Raw genomic sequence first — 26,121 nt, 5'->3', positions numbered from 1 at the left:
ATCATCTGGACAGCTCCATCGTTTGCGCTCTCGGTTTGGGAATTTGAATCGCTGACGTACAGCCAAACGCAATGGCCCTGGCTCGGCTCTCGCCCTTCGGGACGACGCCGACAATACATGCTAGTCTCGCGCGCCATCAAACGGACGACGGGTGATAGCAATGCTGGAAACCGACAAGTTGTTCGCTGGCTCGATTCCGGAAAACTACGATCGCTATATGGTGCCGTTGATTTTCGAGCCCTACGCCGCAGATCTCGCACAACGCGCAGCGTCTTTCGCGCCAGGCGCCGTTCTGGAAATCGCCGCGGGCACCGGAGTTGTCACCCGCGCGTTGGCGCCAAGATTATCCCCCGGCGCAAGCTATATTGTCACCGACCTCAACCAGCCGATGCTCGACTACGCCGCGTCGCAACAAGCTCCGGACAATCGCATCACGTGGCGACAAGCGGATGCTCTGGCGCTCCCGTTTGAAAATGCGGCCTTCGATCTCGTGTGTTGTCAGTTCGGCGCGATGTTCTTTCCCGACCGCCCAGCCGCCTACCGCGAAGCAAAGCGAGTTCTGAAGCCCGGAGGACATCTTTTATTCAATGTATGGGATCGCATCGAGGACAATGTATTTGCTGACGATGTGACGAATGCTCTCGCAAAGATTTTCCCGAACGATCCGCCGCGCTTTCTGGCGCGCACGCCACACGGCTACCACGATACGGCACTGATCCGTCGCGAGCTGGAGGACGCAGGTTTCTCCCATGTGATGATCGAGACGAGAGCCGAACAAAGCCGTGCATCCTCGCCGCGCCTTCCGGCCGTTGCTTATTGTCAGGGAACTGTTCTTCGCACCGAAATCGAAGCCAGAGACGCGGGAAAACTGGAAGCTGCAACTGACTACGCAGCATCTGAAATTGCGCGCAGACATGGCAACGGCGAGGTTGCTGCTAAAATTCAGGCACACGTGATCGTGGCTGCGGCCTGAGTGTCGGAATATCCCGTGCCGGCACTTCGCATGGCCGGGCTTCCGTGAATTTCGAACCGTTCTATATCACGTCCTCATCAATAACTTGAGCTGGACGGTGGTACCGTCTATCTCTGCCGGACAATCAGGAATATCCTGACTACAGGAACCGGTGATGAGCGAGATTTCCGATAGCGACATTGGCGCCGTCGGTGACATGGTCGACGATCTCGTCATGCAGACAACCTATCGTCTGTATGGGTCAGCTATCGTCCCGTTCTCAATGATCACCGCAACGCATCGAATCCCGTCTTGTTCGAACGCGTGACATCATGACCCTCTGGAAGAGCACGATCGCGAGGCTCTTTACATCACATCGCGCTCATCTCGAAACGCTGGTACGTCGCCGGGTCCGCGATCGTGAAGTGGCTTCGGAGATCGTCCAGGATGTCTTCGCCCGGGTGCTTGCCGCCGGGACTAACGGCTCGGATGAAGACAACAAGCGCGTCCTCTACGCTGCAGCCCGGAACGCCGCGATCGACCATAACCTGACGGCATCGCGGCGGCATCATATGCTCGCCGACGTACTGCCTGAACAGCTCAGCCCCGGGCAGCCATCGGAAGACGCAGCATTGCAGGCGCGCGAAGCCGTCGCTGCACTGGATCGCGCGCTCGCGCAGCTCCCCACCCGAACCCGCGAAATTTTCATTCGCCGACGTGTCAATGGCGAATCCAATGCGGAGATCGGACAGCGGTTCGGCATTTCCGTGAGTGCTGTCGAAAAACATCTGCTACGCGCCATGCAGCACTGCCGCGCCGCCGTGGCCGATCATCTCAATCTCGCCAGCAAAGATTTCCGCTAAAATGGATGTGGGTTCTTTCTCGTCGCTCGTTGTAAAGGTAGGAGTAGCTGGAACGCTTCTAACGGCAGGAGCATTCCCGCATCGCCTTTTCGATCGATCGAAGGAATTGCTGATGAAACCTGGCGACCGGCCAACGAAAGCACAGTGCGCCGCCGCTGATCTCTGGCTCATCCGACGCGACGGGACGACAACTGAGGCCGACGAAGCGTCCTTTCGGCAATGGCTCAATGAGGATCATCGTCATCAACTTGCCTATCGCGAAGCAGCGGCGATCTGGCAGCAGCTTGAGGAGCCTGCCATTCGGCTGGCTGCACGCGACCATCGTCTCGGCAACATCGCTGCCCGGCGCCAGATGAGATGGTGGCCGGCATTGCCCGCAGCGATCGCTGCAGCCTGCGTCATCTGGGTCATCAATCTATCGATGCTTGAGAACTGGCAGGCAGATATTGTCACTGCGCGTGGTCAGGTGATGGCCCGCGACCTGCCGGACGGCTCCCGCCTGAACATCGGTGCCGACACTGCCCTGGACCTGGACTTCAAGGATGGTCGACGCCGGGTCGTTCTGCGCCGTGGCCAGGCCTTTTTCGATGTAAAGCCAGACCAGACGGCCTTCACGGTCGACAGCGGCGCAGGCGAAATCCGCGTGCTCGGGACTGCCTTCAATATCGACCGGACGGCTGATGGTGTCGAGGTGACAGTTCAGCGCGGACTGGTGTCGGTCGCCGGCGAGGATCGCGATGCGACCGTCAAGCTATCGGCAAACCAGCATGTGCGCGTGTCCGGCGGAAAGCTCGGCACCGTCGAAACCGGAGACATTGACGCCAGGCTCGCATGGATATCCGGCCGCCTGGTCTTCGACCGCGTCCCGCTGCATCGGGTCGTCGAAGCCCTGCAGCGCCAGACATCAAGCCGCATTGTCATCCGCGGCCGCTTCAGCGATCTACTCGTCTCCGGCACGTTTCCGACTGCGAATGTCGATGAAAGCCTCACAGCCATTGCCGGCATGATCGAGGGCAACGTCGCCCATCTCACCCCCTGGGTGACCGTTATCTACTGAACTCCTCCGCTGTTTACCGGAATTCTAAACCGCAACACCCATAGACCTGATGTGGGTTTGATTTCGTGACTCGTTGAACTGGATGAAGAGCAGAAGCTCTTCGCGGCGCTGGGTCGGCGCACAGCAAACAATGAGACAACGGAGTTCGTGCGTAATGCGGTTCGTGGGTAGACGGGGCGTCGCTCGCCATGTGGCGGGCGGGCTGATCGGCATATTGCCGTTGATCACGACAGTACCGGCCTTTGGCCAAAACAATGTCGAAGCAACAGCGACCACCCCTACGACCTACCCGCTCAACATTTCCGCCAAACCTCTCGCAGCAGCAATTGCTGACCTCGGCGCCAGCAGCGGATGGCGCATCCTCTACACGATCCAGCTCGCGCCAGACATCCGCAGCCAACCGTTGAACGGCAACTACACCGTGGCACAGGCGCTCGCACAGCTCCTGGCCGGCACAGGAATTACGTATCGCATCACCGGCCCGAAAGCCGCGCTGCTGATCGATCCGTCGCAGAGCCGCGCGGGCCCCGTCCCTTCCGGCGACGGCGTCCAGCTCGACACAATCGTCGTCGATGCGGCCCAAACCGACGGCGTTGGCTCCGGCTATCAGGGAACGCCGGACTGGGTCTATCAGCGACCGGCAGCCGTCAGCGTGATTTCCCGCGAGGCGATCGAGAGCAGCCCGACGCGCAATGCGCGCGATCTCCTGGATAATGTGGCCGGCGTCTATGCCAACCGCTCGGCGGCGCAGAACCCTGGCATCAGCGTCAATATCCGCGGCCTGCAGGACCAGGACCGCATTGCCACCATGATCGACGGAGCGCGGCAGAATTTCCAGCGCGGCGGCCACGGTGCGACGCAGCGGACCTATGTCGATACGGCCTTCCTGCGCCAGATCGACGTGGAGAAAAGTACGACGTCGGGCGTCGGCAGCGCCGGTGCGCTTGGCGGCCTGGTCAATTTTCGCACCTTCATCGCCGACGATTTGATCAAGCCCGGCAATCAGTATGGCGGCGTGGTGAATGCCACCACGGGTACCAACGCCTATAATTTCGATGGCTCGACGGCAGCAGCCGTCCGCGTGTCGGAACGCTTCTCGGTGCTCGGCGGCGTCAGCTACAAGAACATCGGCGCCTACGATATCGGCCAGAACGGTACCATCGGCGATGGCATGAAGGCCTATGACGGCAATGTCTTCCTGTTCTCCGGCCAGGAGGTATTCTCGACGATCCTCAAGGCCGAGGCGCTAACGACCGAGGACGTGAAGATCACGATCGGCTGGCTGCATAACGACTCCCGGTACAATACCGGAAACTACGATGACACGATCGCACGCGGCGGAATCCTGAAGTCCAGCGAGCAAGTCGCCAACGACACGTTCACGTCCGCGGTCGACTGGAATCCGGGCAATGACATCGTCGATCTGAAAGCCAAGCTCTATTACAACCACCTCAAGAACGACACGGTTTCCGATGGCGCGTTTGCACTGACCGGGCCATCGAATTTCGTGTTCTCAACACTAGGCGGAAGCGTCGAGAACACCAGCCGTTTCGCGACAGGCATCGGTGCACTGGCACTCAATTACGGCGTGGAAGCGTTCAGCGACACCGGCAAGACGACGCTGCAGCGCGGTTTTGTCGCCGGCAACGGTGTCGACTATTCGAGCACGCTGACCGGCGGCACGCCGAGCGGAAACCGCGACGTCGCCAGCGGTTTCGGCACCGCGACACTCAAGCCGGCGGAATGGGTGACCCTGATCGGCGGCGTGCGTTACGACTGGTATCATGTCGCGGGCAACGCGACGATCTACGGCGAAAGCCAGGAGATCGTCGGGCAACGGATGACCAATCCCGGAAGACCGGCCATCTGCAATGCGCGCGGCTGCGGCGCAGCCGTCCCACCGACATATGTGCCCATCGTTGGCACCGTTTATAGGCCGTACAATCTCGATGTCGATAAATCGGGCGGGGCCTGGCTCCCGAATTTCACGGTCGCGTTTCAACCAGTCGATTGGCTGCAGCCCTTCGTAAAATATTCCAAGAGCTATCGGCCGCCAACGATCATGGAATCATTCCTGAACGGCGGCCACGATGCAAATGAGATCCATGGCTACGCCCCGAACCCGTTCCTGCGTCCGGAACGCGGCGACACCTACGAGGCCGGATTCAATGTTCTGGCCAACGGCATCCTGACCGAGCGCGACACCGTCCGCTTCAAGGCCGTCGGCTTCTATCGTGAGATCACCGACTATATCAGCTTCGGTCGAATCGAGAATGCGAACAACGCCCAACAATACACCTCGTACGTCAATCTCAACGGCGTCACCCGAATGAAGGGCGTCGAGGTCGAGGCCAATTACGACGCGCGCTTCCTCTATATTGGTGGCACCGTCACGCGCATCGACACGGATTTCGCCGACAGTTTCACCAGCCCGACAGGGCGGGACATGCCGATCAACAGCGGCCTCGGCGCCCCTGTCATCTTCGAGCAGCCGAAACTGCGCGTGACACTCGATGCCGGCATCCGTCTGTTCGACGAGAAGCTGACGCTGGGCACGCGCATCGTCGACGTCTCGAAGACCGTCCCTGCCCTGGGCTCGCTGCGCAGTGGCTACGAAATGCCGGGCTACCGCGTCTACGACATCTACGGATCCTATGCCTTCGACGAGGCGACCAAGCTGCGCTTTGCGGTGAACAACGTCACCGATCTCGCTTATGCGCCGGCGGTCGGCGCCAATTTCTACGCCGCGCCGGGCCGTACCGCGACGGTGTCGCTGAACTACAAGTTCTAGGAATTCCCCGCCCCATTGGCGTGGATGGAGGCCCGCCACAAGGCGGGTAAAACAAGCAGAGAAGGGTTTCGAGAATGGCACTCAATCTTCAGCTTACGGCAGCAAGCAGCGACCTCGCAACATATCTGGCGTCGTATGACGCCAACTTCACCTACAATGGAAACGGCTGGTTCTCCACCTCGTTCACCGGCCAGGATCAGTGGTCGGCCGGTGTCGATACCGAAGGAACCGACAATAACCTGCCTTCCGTCATCATGAACATCCATGACTACAGCTATTCGCCCGGTACATTCAACGGCGATGTGGAATCGCTCACACTCGGCCATAATCTTGAATATGTGCCGGCCACGGATCTGTGGGTGCAAGATCAGGAACTGATCATCACCAATAGCACTGGCTACATGCCCGTCACCACCACCTTCAATCAGGCGATCTATTCGCTGTCGCATGGCGGGCAGGTCGATGGCGGGACGTTCTTCGGTCAGTCATTCGCTGGTCTGACCGACTATTTTGCCGAACAGGGAACGAACCAGACCGGCACCGCAGGCGACGATGTTCTCGTCAGCTTCGCTGGCGACGACGTTCTGACCGGCAATGGAGGCGTGCTGGTCGATACGTTCCTCTGGAGCGCGAATTACTACGATACTGCCGCCGGCACTGCAGCGCAGGGCTGGGGCGACGACGTCATCACGGATTTCTTCGACGGCGCCGACCAGATCCAGATCTCCGGTTTCGGCTGGGCCAATGCCACAGGATTCCAGGGCGCAGGCGGCAGCCTGTCCGGCAATGTCCTCACCTATGCCGACGCGACCAACGGCCTGACCAGCACCATTACGGTGAACTTCGCTGGCGGCGGCACGCTGGACTGGAGCGATATCGCCTTCGTCTAACAGGCTTCGCTGCGAACTCGCAGCCACGCGACCTGCTGACGCGACACTGATGTCGCGTCAGCCCCTCCAATCGGGATCGCCTGCAGTGATCACGACACGCCGCTGGATCACGACGTCCCGACAACCCAAATTCTGAGGAACGGCAATGGCACTGACCATCACCTATAGCGAAGCAAGCAGCAACCTGCCCGCTTATCTGGACAACTGGATCGACAATTTCGAATATCGCGGCCCCGGAAATTTTAACGCCGTGAAGAACACCACCGACCAATGGTATGCCGGCACACGCATCGGCGGCGGCGTCGATAACGACAAGTCGTCGGTCATCGTGAGCGGTGATGACTTCTCCTATACGCCGGGCGTCATCGACGGCACGGTCACCAACCTGACACTCGGCAGTAATCTGGCCTATGTCGCGCCGACCGATCTGTGGGTCCAGGATCCCGGTCTGTCGATCGGATTCAGCGGCGCAACGCTGACGCCGGCCTTCGACGCCGCAATCACCGACCTCTCGCAGAACGGCAGCCTGAACGGCCTTTACGGCTACTTTGCCGAACAGGGCACCATCCAGACCGGCACGGCCGGCGACGATGTCATGCTGAGCTTCGGTGGCAATGACAGCTTCACTGGCGGTCTTGGCAACGATACGCTCGTTTTCGCCGACGGGTGGGCCAATGACGTCGTGCTGGATTTTCACGCGGCCACCGGCGATTTCGACGTCCTCGACCTGCAGGGCGTGACCAACATCTCGAACTATGTCGATCTGTTCTTCAACCACAGCAACTGGTGGGATCAGAGCAACGTACTCACCATCACCGACGGCGCCAACTCGATCCAGCTCGATGGCTATGTCGGGACAGACATGCTTGGTCTGATCCTGGACGGCCACTTCACCGTCTGAGCCGAGCTGTCGTGGTGAAAGCTCCGCAGCGAAGTACGCCGCAGCCATTGGCTGCGGCGGCCATCTCGCCATTCAAGTCCGCCATCGCGGGGATCGCCGTGATCAGCGGCATCGTGAACGTGCTCGCGCTGACCGCGCCGCTGTTCATGCTGCAGGTCTATGACCGCGTGCTGGCCAGCCGCAGCATTTCGACGCTGATCGGCCTCGGTGTGCTGGCGGCCACGCTCTACGCTTTTCAGTCCCTTTTCGACATCATTCGATCGCGCATTCTGCTGCGCATCGGCGAGCGCTTTGATCATCAGTTGTCCGGCCGTGTGCATGATGCCGTTGTCGGCCTGCCGCTTGAAATGCCTTTGCCCGGCGATGGCCTGCAGCCGTTGCGCGATCTCGACAATGTGCGCGGCTTCCTGTCCGGCCCTGGCCCGACCGCCTTCTTCGACCTGCCGTGGATGCCGTTCTACCTCGCCATCTGTTTCGTGTTTCACTTCTGGATCGGCATCACGGCCCTCGTAGGTGCGGTCATCCTCGTATCCCTCACCCTTCTCACCAATGCCCGCTCCAGGGGACCCGCCCGCGAGACCGTCCAGCATGGCATGTTTCGCAACGCCCTGATGGAGGCCAGCCGTCGCAACGCCGAAGTGGTGCGCGCGATGGGCCTCGGCGGCCGGATGGCCGCGCGCTGGCATCGTACCAACTCGGATTATCTGGCGGCCAATCGCCGGGCTGGCGATGTGGCGGGAGGCCTCGGTGGTGTAGCCCGCGCGCTGCGTGCGCTGCTGCAGTCGACCATGCTCGGTGTCGGCGCCTATCTCGTGATTAGGCAGGAAGCCAGCGCCGGCGTGATGGTGGCGAGTTCGATCATGATGGGCCGCGCGCTCGCGCCCGTGGATCTGGCCATCTCGACATGGAAGCCGTTCCTGATGGCACGGCAGAGCTGGGCACGGCTCGATGAATTGCTGACGTGCATGCCGGAAGCCACCAAGACGATGGCACTGCCGCGTGCCCATATCGATCTGCGCGTCGAAGCAATGACCATCGCGCCGCCCGGAGAGAAACGGCCGACGGTCACGGGGCTGAGCTTTGCCGTCTCCGCCGGAAGCGCTCTTGGCATCATCGGCCATAGTGGCAGCGGCAAGTCCACACTGGCACGCGCACTGGTCGGGGCCTGGCGACCCGCCAATGGCAAGGTGCGCATCGACGGCGCCAGCTTCGACCAATGGGACCGCGAGATGCTCGGTCGCGATATCGGTTATCTGCCGCAGGGCGTCGAACTGTTCGATGGCACCATTGCCGAGAATATCTCCCGCTTCGAAGATGACCCGGACTCGGAGGCCATCGTCGCTGCCGCCAAGGCTGCCGGCGTGCACGATCTCGTCCTGCGGCTGGAACATGGCTACCAGACGCGGATCGGCGAAGCCGGCTCCGCCCTGTCCGCCGGCCAGCGTCAGCGCATCGGGCTGGCACGCGCACTCTATGGCGATCCATTCCTGGTCGTGCTCGACGAGCCCAATGCCAATCTCGACGTCGAGGGCGAAGCGGCGGTCATCCGCGCCATCGCCGCCATCCGCGAGCGCAAGGGCATTGCCATTGTCATCGCTCATCGTCCGAGCGCAATCGGCGCCGTTGACCTCGTCCTGGTGATGGAAGGCGGTCGTGCCAAGGCATTCGGTCCGCGCGCGGACGTCCTCAGCAAAGCGCTGAAGGCTCCCGCCCCCGCAGCACACGGCAGCGGCACGACGACCGGCCATGCGGCCACCGCGCGGTCTCTGGCGCCGCTGCGGGTGATCGCCAATCCCGCCGACAAGTCGGGAATGAGCACACATCCTCACGACGATATGGAAGATCGCGATGCCCGATAGCAATGTCTCGGCGGTCTCCCACTCGATCCTGCGCCACCTCGGCATCGCCACGCTGGCGGGTGTTGTGCTGGTCGGCGGCATCGGCGGATGGGCCGCGGCGACCAATCTGGCCGGCGCAGTCGTCGCCGCAGGACACTTCGTCGTGGATACCAACGTCAAGAAGGTCCAGCACCCGACCGGCGGCGTGGTCGGCGAAATTCTGGTCCGCGAAGGACAGCGTGTGACTGCAGGCGACATTGTAATGCGCCTCGACGCGACGCAGACGCGCGCCAATCTCGCCATCGTTACCAAACGGCTCGACGAATTCGCGGTCCGACGGGCCCGGCTCCGCACCGAGCGCGACGAGGTCGGCGTCATCGCCTTCCCCGACGAAATCAGATCACGCGCCGCCGATCCGGAGATCGCACAGCTCATGGCAGGCGAAAGCAGACTGTTCGAACTGCGCCGCGACGCCCGGCTCGGCCAGAAGGCGCAGCTTCGCGAGCGCGGCCTTCAATACGGCAAGGAAGTGCGCGGCCTCGTGGCTCAGGAAGAAGCGAAAATTCGCGGCATCGGCCTGATCCAACGCGAACTGACAGGCGTGCGTGAACTCTGGGAGAAAGGGCTGGTGCCCATTCAGCGGATGATGGCGCTGGAACGCGAAGCGGCAAACCTCGACGGCGAACGCGGCCGGCTCGTTGAAGCTCAGGCGCAATCCGGCGGCAAGATTTCCGAAACACAGTTGCAGATGATTCAGATCGACCAGGATCTCCGCAGCGAGGTCGCCAGCAGCCTGCGCGACATCGAGGGCCAGACAGCGGAATATGTCGAACGGAAGGTGACTGCAGAAGATCAGCTCAAGCGGATCGATATTGTCGCGCCGCAAAGCGGACTGGTCCATGAGCTCGCGGTGCACACCGTTGGCGGCGTGATTTCGCCAGCCGACACCGTCATGCTGATCGTACCCGACAGCGACAGGCTGGCACTTGAAGTACAAATCAAACCGCAGGATATCGACCAGATACGGCTCGGCCAGCCTGCCGTGCTGCGCATGTCGGCCTTCAACCAGCGTACCACTCCCGAACTGAACGGCAGCGTCAGCCGCATCGCCGCCGACCTCACGCTGGATCAGAAGTCCGGGCTTTCCCATTACATCGTGCGGATCACCATCCCGCCGCAGCAACTGGCGCGCCTCGGCAAACTCGCTTTGGTTCCGGGGATGCCTGCGGAAGCCTTCATTCAGACCGGCGAACGCACAGTCCTGTCTTTTCTGGTCAAGCCCATCGGCGACCAGATCGCACGATCATTTCGCGAGGAGTAGCCGGTGTCGAGGTCAGCCTCTGCGCATGGGGCTCGGATACGGCTTCGCCGACTTCGCGCCGTCACGCCAGCGACCCGGCGCTATTCCGGTCACGCGCTTGAAGGCGCGATTGAAGGCCGCCTCGGAGTCGTAGCCGACATCGCTGGCGATGACAGCAAGACTGTCGCCACCCGTTCGCATGCGCTCCGCTGCCAACTGCATCCGCCAGCTGGTGACATATTCGATCGGAGCTTGGCCCAACACCTCGTTGAAGCGCTCGGCGAGCACCGTGCGCGACGTGCCGCATTCGCGGGCCAGATCGTCAACCGTCCAGCGATGGCCGGGATTTCCGTGGACATGCCACATCGCACGTCCGAGCACGGGATCGTTCAGTGCTGCGAACCAGCCATGCGCGCTGGGCGGCAATCCCGCAGCGTAGCGACGCAGCACCTCGACGAATAGCAGCTCCATCAGTCGGCCGAGCATGATCTCGCTGCCGGGCGTCGCATCTTCGGTCAGTGAGAGAATTTCGCGCACCGTCGTGGCGAGAATCGCGCTCACCTTGTCGTCGCCGGCGCGATCGATGAGCATCGGCGGCAGGGTCCGAAAGACCGGAGAATGCAGCAGCTCCGACGATTCGATGAAGCCGCAGACCATGCGGGTCTCCCGCCCTCCGCCGCCATGCTCGATCGTCCACATGCCGGATAGTGGACCGGCCCGCACCAGTTCCATCGCGGAACATAACTCCGCGCCGCCGCCGCTGTAGAACCTGTGCGTGTCGGCGAACGGCATCAGCAGAACGTCGCCCGCAGCAATGGTGCCTCGCTCGCCACTGGCGAGTTCGACGGTGCATTCGCCCGCCGCGATCAAATGAAAAATGCTGACATGGCGCAAATGCGCCATCGGAGTGCGTTCGTCGAAATGTTTCGGACTAATGAGGCCGAAGGGCTCGGTCAGGCTGGCGTTCAGAAATACCGATCCGCTGAGCCGGATCGACCGCAGCATATCTGCGAGCAAATCCCCACCGCGATCAATATCCGGCGTCGCTGCAAATGATGGCGGTGTCTCGATCATGTGAGGTCCTGAACCTCCGATCATCGTCCGCAGCCCCAACCGTGCGCGGCATGTGGCGCATTGTATCCGATGGAGACGATGATGATCAAGAAACGGCTGTCCAAAGCCGCCGATCGTAGCTTCCGCTTGATTGCAGCACTGTTGATGCGGCGCGCCATTGCGCGGCTAATCAGCATCGACGACAGATCGCTATCCAAGGCAGGAATATCACGCGCCGCGGTGGCCGAGTTCCTCGAGAGTCCGCTCCGAACCGACCCGCACCGCTTCTTCAGTAGCAAGCATGCGCAGCGCGATATGCAAGACGTCGATACCGCTCTTGAGTCGGGTCAAGTGTCGCTGCCCCAACCGGACCCGACTCAACATCTCGCAGATGAATCGATCGCTTTCGACGGCCACCGCGCGCAGATTGATACGCTGCACCGGGAAACCATCACGCGCGCGATCCGACAAATGGTGAGCTTCCGCATTCGGATACTTACAGCTGGCGTGCTCGTCGCCGTCGGCGCCCTGAGTGCTTGCTCTGGCAGCCTGCCCGATCACAATGCGGCACAAATCCGCCGTGATCAGCCCGCGCGCTGTCAGTTGCGGCCGAATCTCATTCATCTATCGCCGATCACGCCGTCAAGCGAGCGCGTGGCCGAGGCATCTCTCCTCCCCAGCCAGCCGCGCAGCAGGCAACCCGAAGCGCGCGCCGGTCCTCCCGGACGGACCGGCTAAGGCAACGCTTACGCTTGGTTCAAATCGACAAGACAACCAGCAAAGGATAGTTCCATGACCCGCCTCATTGCACTCATCTACGGGCTCGCGTCCTACGCGATCTTCTTCATCACGATCCTTTACGCCATCGGTTTCGTCGACGGAATGATGGTACCAAAAGACATCAACGCCGGAACGCAGGTTCCGTGGCTGGAAGCTGTGCTCGTCAATCTCGCTCTGATGTCGCTGTTTGCAATCCAGCACAGCGTCATGGCGCGGAAGTCGTTCAAGCAGTGGTGGACGCAATATGTCCCGGCGTCGGTCGAGCGCAGCACCTATGTGCTGTTCGCCAGTCTGAGCCTTCTGCTGCTGTTCTGGCAGTGGCGCCCGATGCCGGCGATCGTCTGGCAGATCGATAATCCGCAACTGGCCATGGCGATGACAGGGCTGTCCCTGTTCGGATGGGTCCTCGTCTTCACCAGCACGTTCCTGATCAACCATTTCGAGTTGTTCGGCGTGCAGCAGGTGGTGCAGAATCTGTCTGACCAGAAGCCATCTGCGCCGGTGTTTCGCACGCCGCTCTACTACAAGTTCGTGCGTCATCCGATCTATCTCGGCTTCATCATCGCCTTCTGGGCGACGCCGCTCATGACGGTCGGACATCTGTTGTTTGCGGCCGTCACCACCGCCTACATCTTCGTCGGGATCTTTCTGGAAGAACGCGATCTGGTCGAGCTGTTCGGCGACGACTATCGCCGCTACCGCGATCGGGTGTCGATGATCCTACCGTGGCGCAAATCACAGCGTCCGCCTGCGCAGAGGCACGCCAATCCGTTCGGACTCAGCGGCGAGCGATAGCACACAAAATAGAAACGCCGGATCGCGTGCACCGCGATCCGGCGTTTTTTCTTGCTGGCTGATCAGTTCGGCCGCTTGCGCTTATGCGCGAAGGGATTAGCCTTTTCACGCAGCGTGATGCGGATTGGCGTGCCCGGCAGGTCGAACGCCTCGCGCAGCGTATTGGTGAGATAGCGCAGATAGCTCGTCGGCACCGCATCGGCGCGCGAGCAGAACACCACGAAGCTTGGCGGCCGTGCCTTGTTCTGGGTGACGTAGTTTAGTTTCAGCCGGCGACCCGATACCGACGGCGGCGGATTCTTGTCGATCGCATCCTCGAACCAGCGATTGAGGCCGGCGGTGGGAATGCGGCGATTCCAGACCGCGTAGGAATCCTGTATCGCCTTCATCAGCCGTTCCACGCCCTCGCCCATCAGGCCGGAGATCGCAACGACCGGCACCCCCCTGATCTGCGGCAACAAGTGATCGGCATCGGTGCGCAGCGCGCCAATCTGGCCGCCCTGCTTCTCGACCAGATCCCATTTGTTGACCGCAAGCACCAGCGCGCGTCCCTCACGCTCGACCAGATCGGCGATGCGCAGATCCTGTTCCTCGAATTTGTTCTGCGAGTCCATCATCAGCACGACGACTTCGGCGAAGCGCACCGCGCGCAGCGTATCAGCAACGGAGAGCTTCTCCAGCTTCTCCTCGATGCGCGAACGGCGGCGTAGACCCGCGGTATCGAAGATGCGGAAGTCGCGGCCCTTGTAGTTGAGCTCGACCGAAATGCTGTCGCGCGTGGTGCCGGCTTCCGGCGAGGTCAGGAGGCGCTCTTCACCAAGCAGATAGTTGATGGTGGTCGATTTGCCGGCATTGGGGCGCCCGACGATGGCGACGCGGATCGGCCGCGTCTCGATCTCTTCTTCGGGAATGATGACGTCGTCATCGTCGAATTCTTCAGGCTCTTCGACCGGCTCCGGCATCAGCACGCGCAGCGCATCGTAGAGTTCGCCAAGGCCTTCGCCGTGTTCAGCGGAGACCTGGATCGGATCGCCGAGGCCCAGCGCATAGGATTCCATCGCGCCGACTTCGCCGTGCTTGCCCTCGCTCTTGTTGGCGAGCAGCAGCACCGGCTTGTTGGCGCGGCGCGCGAAATCCGCGAAGGCGCGGTCGTTCGGCGTTAGGCCCATGCGCGCATCGATGACGAAGAACAGCGCGTCTGCCAGCGCGATCGCCGTCTCGGTCTGTTCCTGCATGCGCGCGGTCAGTGAGCCCTTCGGGCCTTCATCGAGACCGGCGGTGTCGACCAGCGTGAATTCGAGATCGCCAAGCTTGCCCTCGCCCTCGCGGCGGTCGCGGGTGACGCCGGGGGTGTCATCGACAAGCGCGAGCTTCTGCCCGACCAGACGGTTGAACAGCGTGGACTTGCCGACATTGGGCCGGCCGATAATGGCAATCGTGAAGGACATAGGTGATCCGTGCGCCCTTTACGGACAGCCTGTCAATGAGAGGGCGCGCGAACTCAGCGCGAGAAACTACCCGACGGCACTGGTGCCGGGAATGGTGTGGTGGCCTGCTGGGCCGGCGCGGCTGCTGCCGGCTCATCCGGCGGCGGCGCGGTAGTGCTGCGGCGGCGGGCGACCTTCTTGCCTTGCGGCGGAGGCGGTGCGGCAGCCGTGCTGCCTTCCTCGGCGGCGGCGGCATCGGGATCGGCGGGCGCTGCGCCGTCCTGACGGACGGTGCCGACCTGAACGGAGCCACGGCTCTTCGCCTTGCGGCCCTTCGGCTCTGGCGTGCCCGGCGGCGGCTGCAGTGGGGCGGCTGCGACGGGCGCAGCCTCCTGCGCGCGCTGGCGCTCGACATTCTCCTTGTAGAGATCGCGCGGCACGCCCTGCTCAAGACCGGGGACGCCATCGGGGAATACCGGCTTGCGGTCGCCGGGCAGCTTCTTCTTGGTGTCCAGGAAGTCGAGCATGTCGGACGGGTCCCAGCCGGTCATACTGCCGCAGCCCGAGAGCGCGCTGGACAGCGCGATCAGGACGGCGGCGGAAACGAGGCGTTGCATCGGGCGCATGGACGACTTCTCACTCAACTCGTGATCTGAACGATCGGCTTCAGGTCAGCTTTAATTCGGCTCTTGTCTTGCTCAGCTTTTCGCCGCGGGCGGCAGCAGCGCCTGCAGTGCTTCGGCACGGGTCCGCAGGCTCGCCGGCGTCTCCGCATCGTTGGACATCATGTCCAGCCACTGCCGCGTCGCCACGGCGTTGTTGGCCTTCCATGCCGACAGCGCCAGCAGCTCGCGCGCCGAATGGCGATAGGTGCTGGTATTGGTCGTCGCCGGCTCCAGGCGGGTCTGCATCGCCTCATAGGGCGTGGTCTCCAGCAACAGGCTGCCGGCGCGGATGCGCGCCAAATCCTGCTCGGGTGCTGGAACGGTGCGGTCGGCGATGATGTCGTCATAGAGCTTCACGGCGGCTTGCGGGTCGCGCGAAGCAGCCTCGGCAGCGGCGCGCAGACGCGCCAGCGTGCGGTAGCCGGACGGCGCCTCGGCAGCGAGCTTGGTGAAGGCGGCTTCCGCCTCGGCATGCTTGTTCTGCTCGGCCAGCTCGACCGCGCGGTCGAACGCCGCACCGGCCACGGCGGCCTTCTTGGCCTCGAGATAGCTGTAGCCACGCCAGCCGCCGACGCCGACCACGATCAGAATCGCGACTGCGATGATCAGGAGCGAATACTTCTCCCAGATCTTCTTGAGCTGCTCGCGACGCAGATCTTCGTCGACTTCATTAAATAATTCAGACACTTAAAGGTATCCTGTCCCCGATGGGCCGCGCTCACCCCGAGCGGCGCCGGGCATATGCGCTCCGGCATGGCGGCGGCGATACCCTAGCGTTATGGCGCTGGCAAGGCAAAGCCAGCGCGATCAAAGCGTTATCCCGAAATGCTTAATTTCGAACCGATGCCTTTTGGGCGCGTCAGTTCATGCCGCCGGCGCCGCCGCTGGTGCGGCCATTGGCATTGGACCCGGCGCTGTTATCGCCGAAGGCCGAATTGGCGTTGTTGCCACCCAGCGCCGCATTGCCGCGGGTGTCGTTGGGCGGGCCTACGACCGGGCGCGGCTCCTCGACGCGATAATGGGGCTTGCGCTCCTTTTTGGCCGGATCGGCATGGGAAGCCGCGGGAAGCAGCGCCAAAACGGCGACAAAGCTCAGGAATTTCAAGGCCTTCATCATCAACATCCTTCGCATTGCCCCCTGCTCTTTCAACCCCGGCCGGGCCGCAAAATTCCTGCGGAAATCCTGCGTCCGTCTTGCGTCAAACCTGCGTCAGCCCTTCGGCTTGCCGCCATAGACATGTTCCGGTCCCGGAAACGCGCGCGAGCGCACGTCGGTGGCGTAGCCCTCGATGGCGGCCTCGATCATGGGTCCGAGATTGCCGTAGCGCTTGACGAATTTCGGCACCCGCGCCGACAGGCCGAGCATATCTTCGAGCACCAATACCTGACCGTCACAAGCCGGGCTCGCGCCGATGCCGATGGTCGGGATCGGAATCGTCTCGGTGATCTTTCGCGCGAGTGGTTCTGCGACTGCTTCGATGACGACGGAGAACGCGCCGGCCTGCGCGACAGCAATCGCATCGTTCTGAATTGGCCCCGGCACGTTCTCGCCGCGCGCAATCGCTTCGGCCTCTTCCTTGCCCTGTGAGCGGAACGAACCGAGCGCCGCGATCGACTGCGGCGTCAGGCCGATATGCGCCATCACCGGGATGCCGCGCTCGGTGAGGAAGGCGATGGTCTCGGCCATACGCGCTCCGCCTTCCAGCTTCACGGCGCCGCAATGGGTCTCTTTCAGGATGCGCGCGGCAGAATGAAACGCCTGTTCCTTCGAGGCTTCATAGGAGCCGAACGGCATGTCGACGACGACCAGCGACTGCTTGGAGCCGCGCATCACAGCATGACCCTGCAAGATCATCATCTCCAGCGTCACGGGGATTGTGGTCTCGAAGCCATGCATCACATTGCCGAGCGAGTCGCCGACCAGGATCACGTCGCAATAGCGATCGACCAATGAGGCCGTATGCGCATGATACGAGGTGAGCATCACGATCGGCTCGCCGTTCTTGCGCGCGAGAATATCCGGTGCGGTCTTGCGCTTGATGGCCGACTGAACTGACATGAACTTAAGCTCCGAACACGGGAACGCCGATCACCACCGGATGGAAGGCGAAACCCAAAGCGATATAGGCGACGATGCCGACCGCGACCGCAATCGCGTCATTCATCGGACCGCCGACCGGGATCGGTGGACCGCCGGCGTCAGTGCGATGTTTCATCGAGATACGATCGATCACCGCCCAGGCCAGGAACGATCCAAACAGGATGATCGAGCCGAGATCGCCATTGGCGAGCAGATGCGCGGCGGCCCACAGCTTGATGCCGGCGAGCATCGGATGTTTCAGCGTGGTGTAGATGCGGCCGCGGATATAGGACGCAGTGACCATGATCACCGCCGGCAGCATCAGGGCGACGGTGATGTGCTTCATCGCCAGCGGCGGCGTCCAGACATTGATCCAGCCGGTCGCGCGATATTGCGCGAAGCCCCAGATGATCAGCGCGAGGCCGATAGCGGAGATCAGCGCAAAGCCGAGCTTGTAGACGCTCTCGCCCAGGCGTGCGATCAGCTCCGCGCGCGCCTCGCGCCTGATGATGAACAGGTGAATGCCGAGAAACAGCACGAGGCCGAGGATCATCACGCTCAGTCCCATGATGTTCAGTCCTCTCGCCCGGGCGGTTGCGTGCCGGATGGGTTGCCCGCCCTGAAATTCCCACTATGGTCCCGCCCGGCCAGCGGATTTTAGCCGCCTTTGGTGCCGGTCAGACGGCTTCCGGGTATCACTTTTCAGGGGACGCACGCAATGCTGCGAAACGACACGACACCTGCCCGCCTTCACCTTGCGCTCGCAGCGCTGCTGTTCGCGACGCTGCCCTTCGCAGCGCACGCGCAGGCGCCCGTTTGGCCGCCCAAGCTTGTTCGCATCATCGTGCCGTTCGGCGCCGGTGCGAGCCCGGACATCGTGGGTCGCGTGCTCGCCGACAGTCTGCAGACGCGGCATCCCGGCACCAATTTCGTCGTGGAGAATAAGCCCGGCGCCTCCGGCAATATCGGCACCGACGCCATCGCCAAATCCACGCCGGATGGTTCGACCATCGGCATCTCGCTCGGCGGCCCGCTCGCCATCAACACGCTGCTGTTTGCCAAGCTGCCCTACAATCCCGACACCGACATCGCACCGATCACTTTGCTGACGCAGCTCCCCAGCGTGCTCGCAGTGCCGACCAGCCTCGGCGTCAATACGGTCGCGGAATTCCTCGCCAAGGCCAAAGCCGATCCGAAGGGCCTCGGCTACGGCTCGATCGGCGTCGGCACGCTGTCGCAGCTCTGCATGGAAGCGATCGCGCAGAAGGCCGGCGCCAATATGGTGCACATCCCCTATCCGTCGTCCCCCGCGGCGACCACCGCGCTGATCCGCGGCGATGTGCAGGTCGCATGCCTCCCCGCCATCGGCGTCACGCCGCAGCTCGCCACCGGCGCCGTAAAGATCCTCGCCGTCACCACTGCGAAGCGCTCGCCGTTCCTGCCGGACGTGCCGACACTCACCGAGAGCGGCATCGACGTGCAGTCCGACGCCTGGAATGCGCTGGTCGGCCCGGGCGGGCTGTCGAAGGAAGTGGTGGCGACGATCAATGCCGAAGTGACGCAGACGCTGGCCGAGCCCGCGGTGATCGAGAAATTGAAGCTGCAGCTCATCACGCCCTCGCCGACCACGCCCGATCAGCTCCGCAGGCGCATGGCCGACGAGAAGGCGCTGTGGGCCGAGGTGATCAAAGCGGCGAAGATCAGGATCGATTGAGGTCTAACCTCTCCCCGTTCTTTACGGGGAGAGGTCGCCGCGTCTTCGCGGCGGGTGAGGGGCATGGCTCGAGGCCTGCCACAAACACGCTCCCTCAGGTTCCGCTGACCGACCCGCGAGTCCACGCTTGCCTTAACACCGTACAAGGCCCCTCACCCGCGCGCTGAGATGCGCGCGACCTCTCCCCGCAAATGCGGGGCGAGGTAAGAAGCACCGTCACACGAACCGGCAGTTTCGCGCGGTTTGCGCCATGCCGGACGACGACGAGGTCGGAATGCTGTAGCTCGCCTCGCTCGGCGTTTGGCCGCGTGCAGGGATGATCACCATGCCGTGGTCCTTCACCGAGCCCTTGGCGTTGGTTACCGTGACGTCGATGCCGCAGGCGATCTTGCGGGCGCAGTTGTTCTCGAAATCCATCTTGAACGAATACTTGCCGTTGTCCTGCCAGAACCCGACATACTTGTCGCCGACGCAGGCCTTGGCTTCCTCGGTCCAGTTGTCGGGCTCGGGCCAGAACAACAAGGCGCTGCCGCCGGTGAGCGCACCGACAGCGCCAACAATCGTCGCAATCAACACGAACCTGCATCCAAACATTGCCGCCTCCGGAGTGATTTCCCCTTCGTCGCGGCGGATGGCGCAGCGGTTCACGCTCTTAACCTCTCCCCGCTCTGCGCGGGGAGAGGTCGAAACGCGTGCGCAGCGCGTGTTTCGGGTGAGGGGCATGGCACAAAGCCAGCCACGAAGAAGCACCCTCGGATCTCGATACTGCAGACCCGAGATTCCGCGTCCTCCCCCCGCCATTCAAGGCCCCTCACCCGGAGCCGTCGCTACGCGCCGACTCCGACCTCTCCCCGCAAATGCGGGGCGAGGTTAGGAAGCAGCTTACTTCCCGGACTGCTTCTCCAACTCCCTGTTGTCGACATAGCGGATCATGATCGGCCGCCCGGCGATCGCGCCGCCGAGGCCTTTGGTGAGTTTCAGCGGCAGGCAACCATCGAGCGAACCGTCGATGGCCTTGAGATAGGTGCCGCGCGTGTCCTGCGGCGCATCCTTGCTCGCGAATGTTACGCGCGGCGGCGCGATCGGCCTGCCCGCCGTGTTGAACGAAAACATCACCGACATCTGCATGCCCTCACGCGCAACGTCCGTCGCTGGCGGCGACCAGCACGACCGCAAGGCAGCGAACAGGTCGCCGATCGTATCGAGATCATGATCGGGCTTGCGGTAGAGAGCCTGCTGATCGCCCGGCGGCACGCTCAGCACCGTGACCTGCAGGTTCTGGCCGATCGGATAATCGATCTCGGGAATGCACGGCCCGTGATCGAACACGCTACAGGTGGACGGCGTGCACGGCTCGCCATCGAGCACGCTGCACGGCCTGTGCGAGAAAGGCACTGCATCGCCCGCGCGCAGCCGCCGCGCCTCCGCCTGCCCGGCGAATGCCACCAGTACGCTGACGATCAACAGTAACGTGAGGTTCCGTGTCATTCGGACACCCTTGCAAATGCGCCCTCACCTGAAATGATACAGGCGTGTGGCGTCATCAAGATCGGGATGGGTCACAACTGCACGAGCAGACCAACAAGCGGAACGCCGGCCAAACGACCGATTGCAGACATTGTTGCGCCTGTGCGCAGCCCGGCACCACACGTCGTCGTCACACCCCAACCTCAGGAGACCGACATGAGCAGTCCCCAGGTGCATCGTGATACGTCCATCACTATGAAGCTCGAAATCGTCGTCATTCCCGTGTCGAATGTCGACACGGCCAAGAGTTTTTACGCAAATCTCGGCTGGAGGCTCGACGCCGACTTCGTGGTCGGCGACGACTATCGCGTGATCCAGTTCACGCCGCCGGGTTCGGATTGCTCGGTCATCTTCGGCAAGAACGTCACCGCCGCGACGCCGGGCTCGGCGCAGGGTCTGTATCTGATCGTCTCCGACATCGACGCGGCCCGTGCAGACCTGCTCGGCCGCGGAGTCAAGGTGAGCGACGCCTTCCACGCCGGAGATGTCAATGTCGGGCCGGACGAGCCTTATTTGTTCGGACGGCTTCGGGTGAACGGCCTCGATCCCGCGCGCGCCAGCTATCGCTCCTTCGCATCATTCAACGACCCGGACGGCAACGGCTGGCTGTTTCAGGAGATCACCGCGCGATTGCCCGGACGGGTCGATGCCAGTGCCACGACGTTTAACTCTTCTGCTGACCTCGCAGCCGCATTGCGGCGGGCGGCGATCGCCCATGGCGAGCACGAGAAGCGCACTGGCGGCCAGCATGACGAGAACTGGCCGGACTGGTATGCCGATTACCTGGTGCGTGAGCAGACCGGCGAGCCGCTACCGACATAGCGGCCGCATCGCGCTGCACATGGAATACATACACGACAAGGGAAATGCCGGATGACCACGACCGTATCAACGCATCCGTTCGAGCGCAGCCACTCCATCGTGATCGCGGCTGCGCCCGAAGCCGTGTTCGACTACGTCACCAATCCGAAAACATGGCCGCAATGGCTGCCCTCCTCGCACGACATCGACTGCGAGGATCGTCCGATGCGGTTCGGCGACACGTTTCACGAACACTGGTCGACGCGGTCGGGCCCGGTCGCGCTGGACTGGCTGGTGATCGCCTGCGAACGTCCGCGGCTCTGGATCGGCCTGACACATATGAGCATCACCGGCCCGATCGTCGTGCAGTATGTGTGCGATGTGGTGGATGGCGGGACGAAATTCATGCGGACTTTGCGTAATCCTGCGCGGCCGAAGGCGCCGACGCCGGAAGTGGTTCAGCGGATCGATGAAGAAGCGGAGTTGGGTCTGGCGAATATCAAGAGGATCGTGGAATCCGGCACCTGAGGCTGTGCCTCAAGGTCGCACGAATTTCGTATCCACTTCACGACAACTATGTTGGGGCAGCGACCGATTCTCTGTTGCATTGACTGACGATAGTTGCGGACACGCTTCGCGGTCAGGAATCTTTCTTTAAGAATTCAGCGATACGGTCTTCTCAAGCGGTTCATGTATTGCGTACCGCTAGCAGGTCAAGATCCGCCGGAGCGACCCGGCGGATCGTCCTGACTATGTCGGGAGGCAGCTGCGTCGGCATACGAACGCGCAGTCCCTCCCCCTGCCGGGGTTCTATTACATCACCAATCCGAAATCTGGGGCTGGGGAATGTTAAGAGGATTGTGGAGGCAATCAATGTCGTCAAGCTAACTTGATAGACCGTCGACCTTAGCGAGAACCTCATCGAAATATTTAAATTCAAACCCTTTGAGTCTTGCCGTGGTGAAAACAGCAGCAACGGCAGCAGGTGTCTTCTTGATGTCATCTACGGTCATTTTATATTCGTCGGCGACATCGTTCATTAGCTGCTCGTACTCATCTGATAGTACAGATATTAGATAATCTTCAAGATTTCCCGGCATCGCCGCGAAGAGATCAAATACGCCTTCCGGCCATTCGGTCGGCTCTGCGACCTTACAAAGTTTCTGCAGAAGAATGTTCGTTTCCGGCTTCTGCCTTTTTTCTTTCTTACTCCTGTCGTTATCAAACATCAGATAGGTCGGTATTTTTAGTTCTGAGAATATCAAATAGGGCTTATCTAGCGTTGTCTTTCCGGACATAAAGATGATCGAAATCCCCTCCTCAATTGCATTGCGCCCTTTCTCTTTGTAGGCGCCCTCAAGGATCGCTTTGTCGGTTGGCCCTTCGACTAGAATAATCTTCTCCGCAAAAAATCCCTCAGACACATCACTATTAAAGATATGAAGCTTCGCCCCGAAGGCCTCCGGCTGCATTGGCGTGACGGCATCTATTGCCGCAGCCATCAACTGACTACATTTTTCGAGAGTTAGCGAATAGCAAGTTGTCTGTATGCCATCACCTTCGCCGACTTTTCTCACGATCCGAACAGAATCAAACTGCTCAAGCTTGATTAATTTCTCAGAATGCGTGGTATAGATTATCTGAATTCGTATCCCCGTTGACTCATCGAAACGTGCCGCAATATTTCTGAATGCCTCATAGATTTGTCGTTGCTTTATCGGATGCTGATATATCTCGGGTTCTTCAATCAAAATTATTATGTCGCTCAACGGAGCATCATACACCGTCTTTGCTTCATCAGGTAATTGGCTTTGGCGTTCGGCTAAAAATTGCACGATGGCAAAAAGAACTGCCCGTTGCAGGCCATGACCAACATACTCAACCGGGACACGAGCCTTACGGTGTGACAGGAGAATCCTAGGTACTGGAAAGATGACCTTTAGCGGGTCGTCCGCGATCCAATCAGCCTCAATCAACGTCTCACTATAGAATCGCTGAACTGCCGACGTGAGAGCGTCACTGATGTTGCCAAGCTGTGGTATCCCATTTGGGTCTGTAAGCCTTTGCGCTTCGGCTCGCGCTTTCTCGATAAACTCCGTGAGTTCCTTTCGATTCTCAAATATTTGATTCGCGATGTCCGAAAGTAAGCCAAGGATCGGGCTCTTCTTTGCGTCTTGAAATTCCGACGAAGTTTCTTTGACCGCTGGGATTAAACGCAAGTTCGTTCGTTTTTTGAGTTTACCATTTGCTACGTTCGGGGCGCCGAAAAAGCCGCGCACTTTCTCAGAACTCAACTTCATGTCAGTCTTCGCTTCCCATTCGAGAAGCGCTCTCTGCATATCATCGACGGTCGATACGTCGCCAAACTCGCCGGCATATTGCTTGTTCAACTTACCAAACAATCCCCTCTTCTTTGTCCCGTTCTTTTCATTCCGGAACTCCGCAAATTCAGGATTGACTAGCGCGTTAACTGAATAGATGCCGCTTTCAGGATCGATGGCAGATAGTTCACGCGATACTGTCATCACGCCTTCAGTAACGGCTCCCTTAAACTCTTCCACCTCGTGCGGCGTCAAATTTATGAATTTGATGGTGATGACGATTGGTAGCTTAGTATTGCTGTAGAAATGATCAGTCGCTGTAATGCGCGCGGCGGCGTCAAAAAAGAGGTCAATTGCTTTCAGAATTGTCGACTTCCCAGCGTTGTTCGACCCGAGAAGGATACTATGGCCAGCCAACTCAACGCTTGGACTTTGAACTGAACGAAAATTCTCTATTGCAACCGCGCCAATTTGCATGTCATCCCCCAGAGCTTCAGTAAGCTCTCAACTTGGGAGGCAATTTGCAAGCAAAGGTTGTGGGACATAGCGAAGCGGGCGATTGCTAGTCTGTCGCCATATTGCAGCGCTCACTAAGAGGGTTGATTTTTCAGCTTAATTGAAATTCCCGGCTGAATGTGCAGCGCAAAAGACAGAGCCCAGTTGCTCTCTCACCCCTGCTTCTTCACGTCCTTGATATCCGAGAACACGATCCCTTCGGCGCGTTCCTTGGTGTAATTCAGATAGAAGTCGTTCTTCGCCAGGAACACCGGATCGCCGTCGACGTCATCGGCGACGCCGGAATTGTTGTTGGACATGAAGGTCTCGAGCTTCTTCTTGTCATCCGAAGAGATCCAGCGCGCCAGCGAGAATTCCGAGACTTCGAAACTCACCGGCAACTGATATTCCGCATCGAGCCGCGCCTTGAGCACGTCGAGCTGCAGCGGGCCGACGACGCCGACCAGGGCCGGCGCGCCGTCGCGCGGGCGGAACACCTGGACGACGCCCTCTTCCGACATCTGCTGCAAGGCTTCCTTCAGCTTCTTCGCCTTCATCGCATCGCCGAGGCGCACGCGGCGCACGATTTCCGGCGCGAAGCTGGGCACGCCGATGAAGGTGATGTCCTCGCCGTCGGTCAGCGTGTCGCCGATCCGCAGCGTACCGTGATTGGGAATGCCGACCACGTCGCCGGCATAGGCTTCGTCCGCGATGGCGCGGTCCTGCGCGAAGAAGAATTGCGGCGACGACAGCGACATGTTCTTGCCGGTGCGCACCAGCTTGGCCTTCATGCCCCTTGTCAGCTTGCCGGAGCACAGCCGCGCAAAGGCGATACGGTCGCGATGGTTGGGGTCCATGTTCGCCTGGATCTTGAACACGAAGGCCGACATCCGGGGCTCGTCGGCCTCGACCTTGCGCAAATTAGATTCCTGCGCGCGCGGCGATGGCGCAAAACGGCCGAGACCTTCGAGCAGATCGCCGACGCCGAAATTGCGCAGCGCACTGCCGAAATAGACTGGCGTCATATGGCCTTCGCGGAACGACTGCAGGTCGAACGGCTTCGAGGCTTCCTTCACCAGTTCGAGTTCGTCGGCGACCTCGCTGGCATCGAGATTGGGGTTGCGGCCGGCCAGATCGGCAATCTTGATCTTCTCGGCTGCGCCGGTCTTGGCGCCGCCGCCCTCGAGCAGGCGGATGCCACCGGTCTCGATGTCATAGGTGCCCATGAAATCGCGGCCGCGGCCGACCGGCCAGTTGATTGGCGTGGTGTCGAGCGCCAGCGTCTTCTCGATCTCGTCCAGGAGATCGAACACATCGCGGCTCTCGCGGTCCATCTTGTTGATGAAGGTGATGATCGGGATGTCGCGGAGACGACAAACCTCGATCAGCTTCAGCGTGCGCGCCTCGATACCTTTGGCGGCGTCGATCACCATGACGGCGCTGTCGACCGCGGTGAGCGTGCGATAGGTGTCTTCCGAGAAGTCTTCATGGCCCGGCGTGTCGAGCAGGTTGAAGACGTGGCCCTGGAATTCGAAGGTCATCACCGAGGTGACGACGGAGATGCCGCGGTCGCGCTCGATCTTCATCCAGTCGGAGCGCGTGTTGCGGCGCTCGCCCTTGGCCTTGACCTGGCCCGCCAGATTGATGGCGCCGCCGAACAGCAGCAGCTTTTCGGTCAGCGTGGTCTTGCCGGCGTCAGGATGCGAGATGATCGCGAAAGTGCGGCGGCGGGCGACCTCATTGGCAAGCGGGGAACGCGCGGCTGAGTCGGCGGAAAGGGCGATATCGGACATAAACGTGCCTGTGGCAGGGAAAACGGGCGCAATCAAGGGATTTTGGGCGGGAAACTGGCCGAAGTGGCGACCATCGGC

The 26,121-nt window shown here is 61.1% G+C and carries 25 protein-coding genes; 14 read left to right on the top strand and 11 right to left on the bottom strand.

What is annotated here, in order from left to right:
* Positions 1-160 precede the first annotated feature (160 nt).
* The 9 genes from AB8A23_RS18365 to AB8A23_RS18325 all read left to right on the top strand — a co-directional run bounded on the left by AB8A23_RS18365 (position 161) and on the right by AB8A23_RS18325 (position 10,613).
* The gene (locus AB8A23_RS18365) at positions 161-973 is read left to right on the top strand and encodes a methyltransferase domain-containing protein (RefSeq protein ID WP_439058635.1); all 813 of its coding nucleotides are present in this window, start codon (positions 161-163) and stop codon (positions 971-973) included.
* 154 nt (positions 974-1,127) lie between these two features.
* Complete coding sequence (locus AB8A23_RS18360; protein ID WP_176454537.1) at positions 1,128-1,280, top strand: hypothetical protein; 153 nt, start codon at positions 1,128-1,130, stop codon at positions 1,278-1,280.
* Between the two features lie 4 nt (positions 1,281-1,284).
* Positions 1,285-1,815 (top strand): RNA polymerase sigma factor, encoded by a 531-nt coding sequence (locus AB8A23_RS18355; protein WP_089263921.1) that lies wholly within the window; start codon positions 1,285-1,287, stop codon positions 1,813-1,815.
* 112 nt (positions 1,816-1,927) lie between these two features.
* The gene (locus AB8A23_RS18350) at positions 1,928-2,872 is read left to right on the top strand and encodes a FecR family protein (protein ID WP_439058636.1); all 945 of its coding nucleotides are present in this window, start codon (positions 1,928-1,930) and stop codon (positions 2,870-2,872) included.
* Between the two features lie 154 nt (positions 2,873-3,026).
* The gene (locus tag AB8A23_RS18345; RefSeq protein ID WP_439058637.1) at positions 3,027-5,663 is read left to right on the top strand and encodes a TonB-dependent hemoglobin/transferrin/lactoferrin family receptor; all 2,637 of its coding nucleotides are present in this window, start codon (positions 3,027-3,029) and stop codon (positions 5,661-5,663) included.
* A gap of 74 nt (positions 5,664-5,737) precedes the next feature.
* The gene (locus AB8A23_RS18340) at positions 5,738-6,553 is read left to right on the top strand and encodes a hypothetical protein (RefSeq protein ID WP_439058638.1); all 816 of its coding nucleotides are present in this window, start codon (positions 5,738-5,740) and stop codon (positions 6,551-6,553) included.
* Positions 6,554-6,698: 145 nt separating this feature from the next.
* Complete coding sequence (locus tag AB8A23_RS18335; protein ID WP_439058639.1) at positions 6,699-7,454, top strand: hypothetical protein; 756 nt, start codon at positions 6,699-6,701, stop codon at positions 7,452-7,454.
* An 11-nt stretch (positions 7,455-7,465) separates the two neighbouring features.
* A complete protein-coding gene (locus AB8A23_RS18330; RefSeq protein WP_439058640.1) occupies positions 7,466-9,313 on the top strand; it encodes a type I secretion system permease/ATPase in 1,848 nt (615 codons plus the stop codon).
* A complete protein-coding gene (locus AB8A23_RS18325) occupies positions 9,303-10,613 on the top strand; it encodes an HlyD family type I secretion periplasmic adaptor subunit (protein WP_439058641.1) in 1,311 nt (436 codons plus the stop codon). Before AB8A23_RS18330 ends, AB8A23_RS18325 begins: the two co-directional genes overlap by 11 nt.
* 12 nt (positions 10,614-10,625) lie before the next feature.
* Here AB8A23_RS18325 and AB8A23_RS18320 read toward each other — a convergent pair whose 3' ends face one another.
* Positions 10,626-11,666, bottom strand: a complete 1,041-nt coding sequence (locus tag AB8A23_RS18320; protein WP_439058642.1) for an AraC family transcriptional regulator — start codon at positions 11,664-11,666, stop codon at positions 10,626-10,628.
* Positions 11,667-11,747: 81 nt separating this feature from the next.
* Here AB8A23_RS18320 and AB8A23_RS18315 point away from each other — a divergent pair, with 81 nt between their 5' ends.
* The gene (locus AB8A23_RS18315; RefSeq protein WP_439058643.1) at positions 11,748-12,383 is read left to right on the top strand and encodes a hypothetical protein; all 636 of its coding nucleotides are present in this window, start codon (positions 11,748-11,750) and stop codon (positions 12,381-12,383) included.
* A 54-nt stretch (positions 12,384-12,437) separates the two neighbouring features.
* On the top strand, positions 12,438-13,220 hold the full coding sequence (mddA, locus tag AB8A23_RS18310) for a methanethiol S-methyltransferase (protein WP_439058644.1): 783 nt from the start codon (positions 12,438-12,440) through the stop codon (positions 13,218-13,220).
* A 62-nt stretch (positions 13,221-13,282) separates the two neighbouring features.
* Here the strand turns inward: mddA and der are convergent, their stop codons facing one another.
* The 6 genes from der to AB8A23_RS18280 form a co-directional block, all read right to left on the bottom strand.
* Positions 13,283-14,668 carry a ribosome biogenesis GTPase Der gene (der, locus tag AB8A23_RS18305; RefSeq protein ID WP_439058645.1) on the bottom strand — a complete coding sequence of 462 codons (1,386 nt, stop codon included), beginning with the start codon at positions 14,666-14,668 and terminating at the stop codon, positions 13,283-13,285.
* Between the two features lie 53 nt (positions 14,669-14,721).
* Positions 14,722-15,273, bottom strand: a complete 552-nt coding sequence (locus tag AB8A23_RS18300; RefSeq protein ID WP_439058646.1) for a hypothetical protein — start codon at positions 15,271-15,273, stop codon at positions 14,722-14,724.
* A 72-nt stretch (positions 15,274-15,345) separates the two neighbouring features.
* A complete protein-coding gene (locus AB8A23_RS18295) occupies positions 15,346-15,999 on the bottom strand; it encodes a tetratricopeptide repeat protein (RefSeq protein ID WP_068731023.1) in 654 nt (217 codons plus the stop codon).
* A gap of 172 nt (positions 16,000-16,171) precedes the next feature.
* Complete coding sequence (locus AB8A23_RS18290; RefSeq protein WP_439058647.1) at positions 16,172-16,426, bottom strand: hypothetical protein; 255 nt, start codon at positions 16,424-16,426, stop codon at positions 16,172-16,174.
* A 96-nt stretch (positions 16,427-16,522) separates the two neighbouring features.
* The gene (gene panB, locus AB8A23_RS18285; protein ID WP_439058648.1) at positions 16,523-17,371 is read right to left on the bottom strand and encodes a 3-methyl-2-oxobutanoate hydroxymethyltransferase; all 849 of its coding nucleotides are present in this window, start codon (positions 17,369-17,371) and stop codon (positions 16,523-16,525) included.
* Between the two features lie 4 nt (positions 17,372-17,375).
* Positions 17,376-17,960, bottom strand: a complete 585-nt coding sequence (locus AB8A23_RS18280) for an NnrU family protein (RefSeq protein WP_320444432.1) — start codon at positions 17,958-17,960, stop codon at positions 17,376-17,378.
* 150 nt (positions 17,961-18,110) lie between these two features.
* On the opposite strand from AB8A23_RS18280, the gene AB8A23_RS18275 reads away from it, so the two are divergent.
* Positions 18,111-19,106, top strand: coding sequence for a Bug family tripartite tricarboxylate transporter substrate binding protein (locus AB8A23_RS18275; protein ID WP_439058649.1), 996 nt, complete (start codon positions 18,111-18,113; stop codon positions 19,104-19,106).
* A 216-nt stretch (positions 19,107-19,322) separates the two neighbouring features.
* On the opposite strand, the gene AB8A23_RS18270 is transcribed toward AB8A23_RS18275, so the two are convergent.
* The gene (locus AB8A23_RS18270) at positions 19,323-19,682 is read right to left on the bottom strand and encodes a hypothetical protein (RefSeq protein ID WP_439058650.1); all 360 of its coding nucleotides are present in this window, start codon (positions 19,680-19,682) and stop codon (positions 19,323-19,325) included.
* 306 nt (positions 19,683-19,988) lie between these two features.
* Positions 19,989-20,594 (bottom strand): hypothetical protein, encoded by a 606-nt coding sequence (locus AB8A23_RS18265; RefSeq protein ID WP_439058651.1) that lies wholly within the window; start codon positions 20,592-20,594, stop codon positions 19,989-19,991.
* A gap of 195 nt (positions 20,595-20,789) precedes the next feature.
* On the opposite strand from AB8A23_RS18265, the gene AB8A23_RS18260 reads away from it, so the two are divergent.
* The gene (locus tag AB8A23_RS18260; protein ID WP_439058652.1) at positions 20,790-21,455 is read left to right on the top strand and encodes a VOC family protein; all 666 of its coding nucleotides are present in this window, start codon (positions 20,790-20,792) and stop codon (positions 21,453-21,455) included.
* A 51-nt stretch (positions 21,456-21,506) separates the two neighbouring features.
* A complete protein-coding gene (locus tag AB8A23_RS18255; protein ID WP_439058653.1) occupies positions 21,507-21,962 on the top strand; it encodes an SRPBCC family protein in 456 nt (151 codons plus the stop codon).
* 356 nt (positions 21,963-22,318) lie between these two features.
* Here AB8A23_RS18255 and AB8A23_RS18250 read toward each other — a convergent pair whose 3' ends face one another.
* Positions 22,319-24,232, bottom strand: coding sequence for an ATP-dependent nuclease (locus AB8A23_RS18250; protein ID WP_439058654.1), 1,914 nt, complete (start codon positions 24,230-24,232; stop codon positions 22,319-22,321).
* Between the two features lie 191 nt (positions 24,233-24,423).
* The gene (locus AB8A23_RS18245; protein ID WP_439058655.1) at positions 24,424-26,043 is read right to left on the bottom strand and encodes a peptide chain release factor 3; all 1,620 of its coding nucleotides are present in this window, start codon (positions 26,041-26,043) and stop codon (positions 24,424-24,426) included.
* Positions 26,044-26,121 lie beyond the last annotated feature (78 nt).

Origin of the sequence: Tardiphaga sp. 619_E2_N8_4 (genome assembly GCF_051810905.1) — a bacterium.
Lineage (GTDB): Bacteria > Pseudomonadota > Alphaproteobacteria > Rhizobiales > Xanthobacteraceae > Tardiphaga > Tardiphaga robiniae.
Note: the sequence above shows the minus strand (reverse complement) of the source record. Positions and strands in the feature narration are given on the sequence as shown.

Excerpts from the sequence above, each read along its gene's own strand:
- AB8A23_RS18265 (WP_439058651.1), bottom strand. The coding sequence starts at position 20,594 with ATGACACGGAACCTCACGTTACTGTTGATCGTCAGCGTACTGGTGGCA.
- AB8A23_RS18255 (WP_439058653.1), top strand. The coding sequence starts at position 21,507 with ATGACCACGACCGTATCAACGCATCCGTTCGAGCGCAGCCACTCCATC.
- AB8A23_RS18340 (WP_439058638.1), top strand. The coding sequence starts at position 5,738 with ATGGCACTCAATCTTCAGCTTACGGCAGCAAGCAGCGACCTCGCAACA.
- panB (WP_439058648.1), bottom strand. The coding sequence starts at position 17,371 with ATGTCAGTTCAGTCGGCCATCAAGCGCAAGACCGCACCGGATATTCTC.
- AB8A23_RS18250 (WP_439058654.1), bottom strand. The coding sequence starts at position 24,232 with ATGCAAATTGGCGCGGTTGCAATAGAGAATTTTCGTTCAGTTCAAAGT.
- AB8A23_RS18260 (WP_439058652.1), top strand. The coding sequence starts at position 20,790 with ATGAGCAGTCCCCAGGTGCATCGTGATACGTCCATCACTATGAAGCTC.
- AB8A23_RS18325 (WP_439058641.1), top strand. The coding sequence starts at position 9,303 with ATGCCCGATAGCAATGTCTCGGCGGTCTCCCACTCGATCCTGCGCCAC.
- AB8A23_RS18355 (WP_089263921.1), top strand. The coding sequence starts at position 1,285 with ATGACCCTCTGGAAGAGCACGATCGCGAGGCTCTTTACATCACATCGC.
- AB8A23_RS18350 (WP_439058636.1), top strand. The coding sequence starts at position 1,928 with ATGAAACCTGGCGACCGGCCAACGAAAGCACAGTGCGCCGCCGCTGAT.
- AB8A23_RS18345 (WP_439058637.1), top strand. The coding sequence starts at position 3,027 with ATGCGGTTCGTGGGTAGACGGGGCGTCGCTCGCCATGTGGCGGGCGGG.
- AB8A23_RS18360 (WP_176454537.1), top strand. The coding sequence starts at position 1,128 with ATGAGCGAGATTTCCGATAGCGACATTGGCGCCGTCGGTGACATGGTC.
- AB8A23_RS18290 (WP_439058647.1), bottom strand. The coding sequence starts at position 16,426 with ATGAAGGCCTTGAAATTCCTGAGCTTTGTCGCCGTTTTGGCGCTGCTT.
- mddA (WP_439058644.1), top strand. The coding sequence starts at position 12,438 with ATGACCCGCCTCATTGCACTCATCTACGGGCTCGCGTCCTACGCGATC.
- AB8A23_RS18275 (WP_439058649.1), top strand. The coding sequence starts at position 18,111 with ATGCTGCGAAACGACACGACACCTGCCCGCCTTCACCTTGCGCTCGCA.
- AB8A23_RS18315 (WP_439058643.1), top strand. The coding sequence starts at position 11,748 with ATGATCAAGAAACGGCTGTCCAAAGCCGCCGATCGTAGCTTCCGCTTG.
- AB8A23_RS18280 (WP_320444432.1), bottom strand. The coding sequence starts at position 17,960 with ATGGGACTGAGCGTGATGATCCTCGGCCTCGTGCTGTTTCTCGGCATT.
- AB8A23_RS18245 (WP_439058655.1), bottom strand. The coding sequence starts at position 26,043 with ATGTCCGATATCGCCCTTTCCGCCGACTCAGCCGCGCGTTCCCCGCTT.
- AB8A23_RS18300 (WP_439058646.1), bottom strand. The coding sequence starts at position 15,273 with ATGCGCCCGATGCAACGCCTCGTTTCCGCCGCCGTCCTGATCGCGCTG.
- AB8A23_RS18365 (WP_439058635.1), top strand. The coding sequence starts at position 161 with ATGCTGGAAACCGACAAGTTGTTCGCTGGCTCGATTCCGGAAAACTAC.
- AB8A23_RS18335 (WP_439058639.1), top strand. The coding sequence starts at position 6,699 with ATGGCACTGACCATCACCTATAGCGAAGCAAGCAGCAACCTGCCCGCT.
- der (WP_439058645.1), bottom strand. The coding sequence starts at position 14,668 with ATGTCCTTCACGATTGCCATTATCGGCCGGCCCAATGTCGGCAAGTCC.
- AB8A23_RS18320 (WP_439058642.1), bottom strand. The coding sequence starts at position 11,666 with ATGATCGAGACACCGCCATCATTTGCAGCGACGCCGGATATTGATCGC.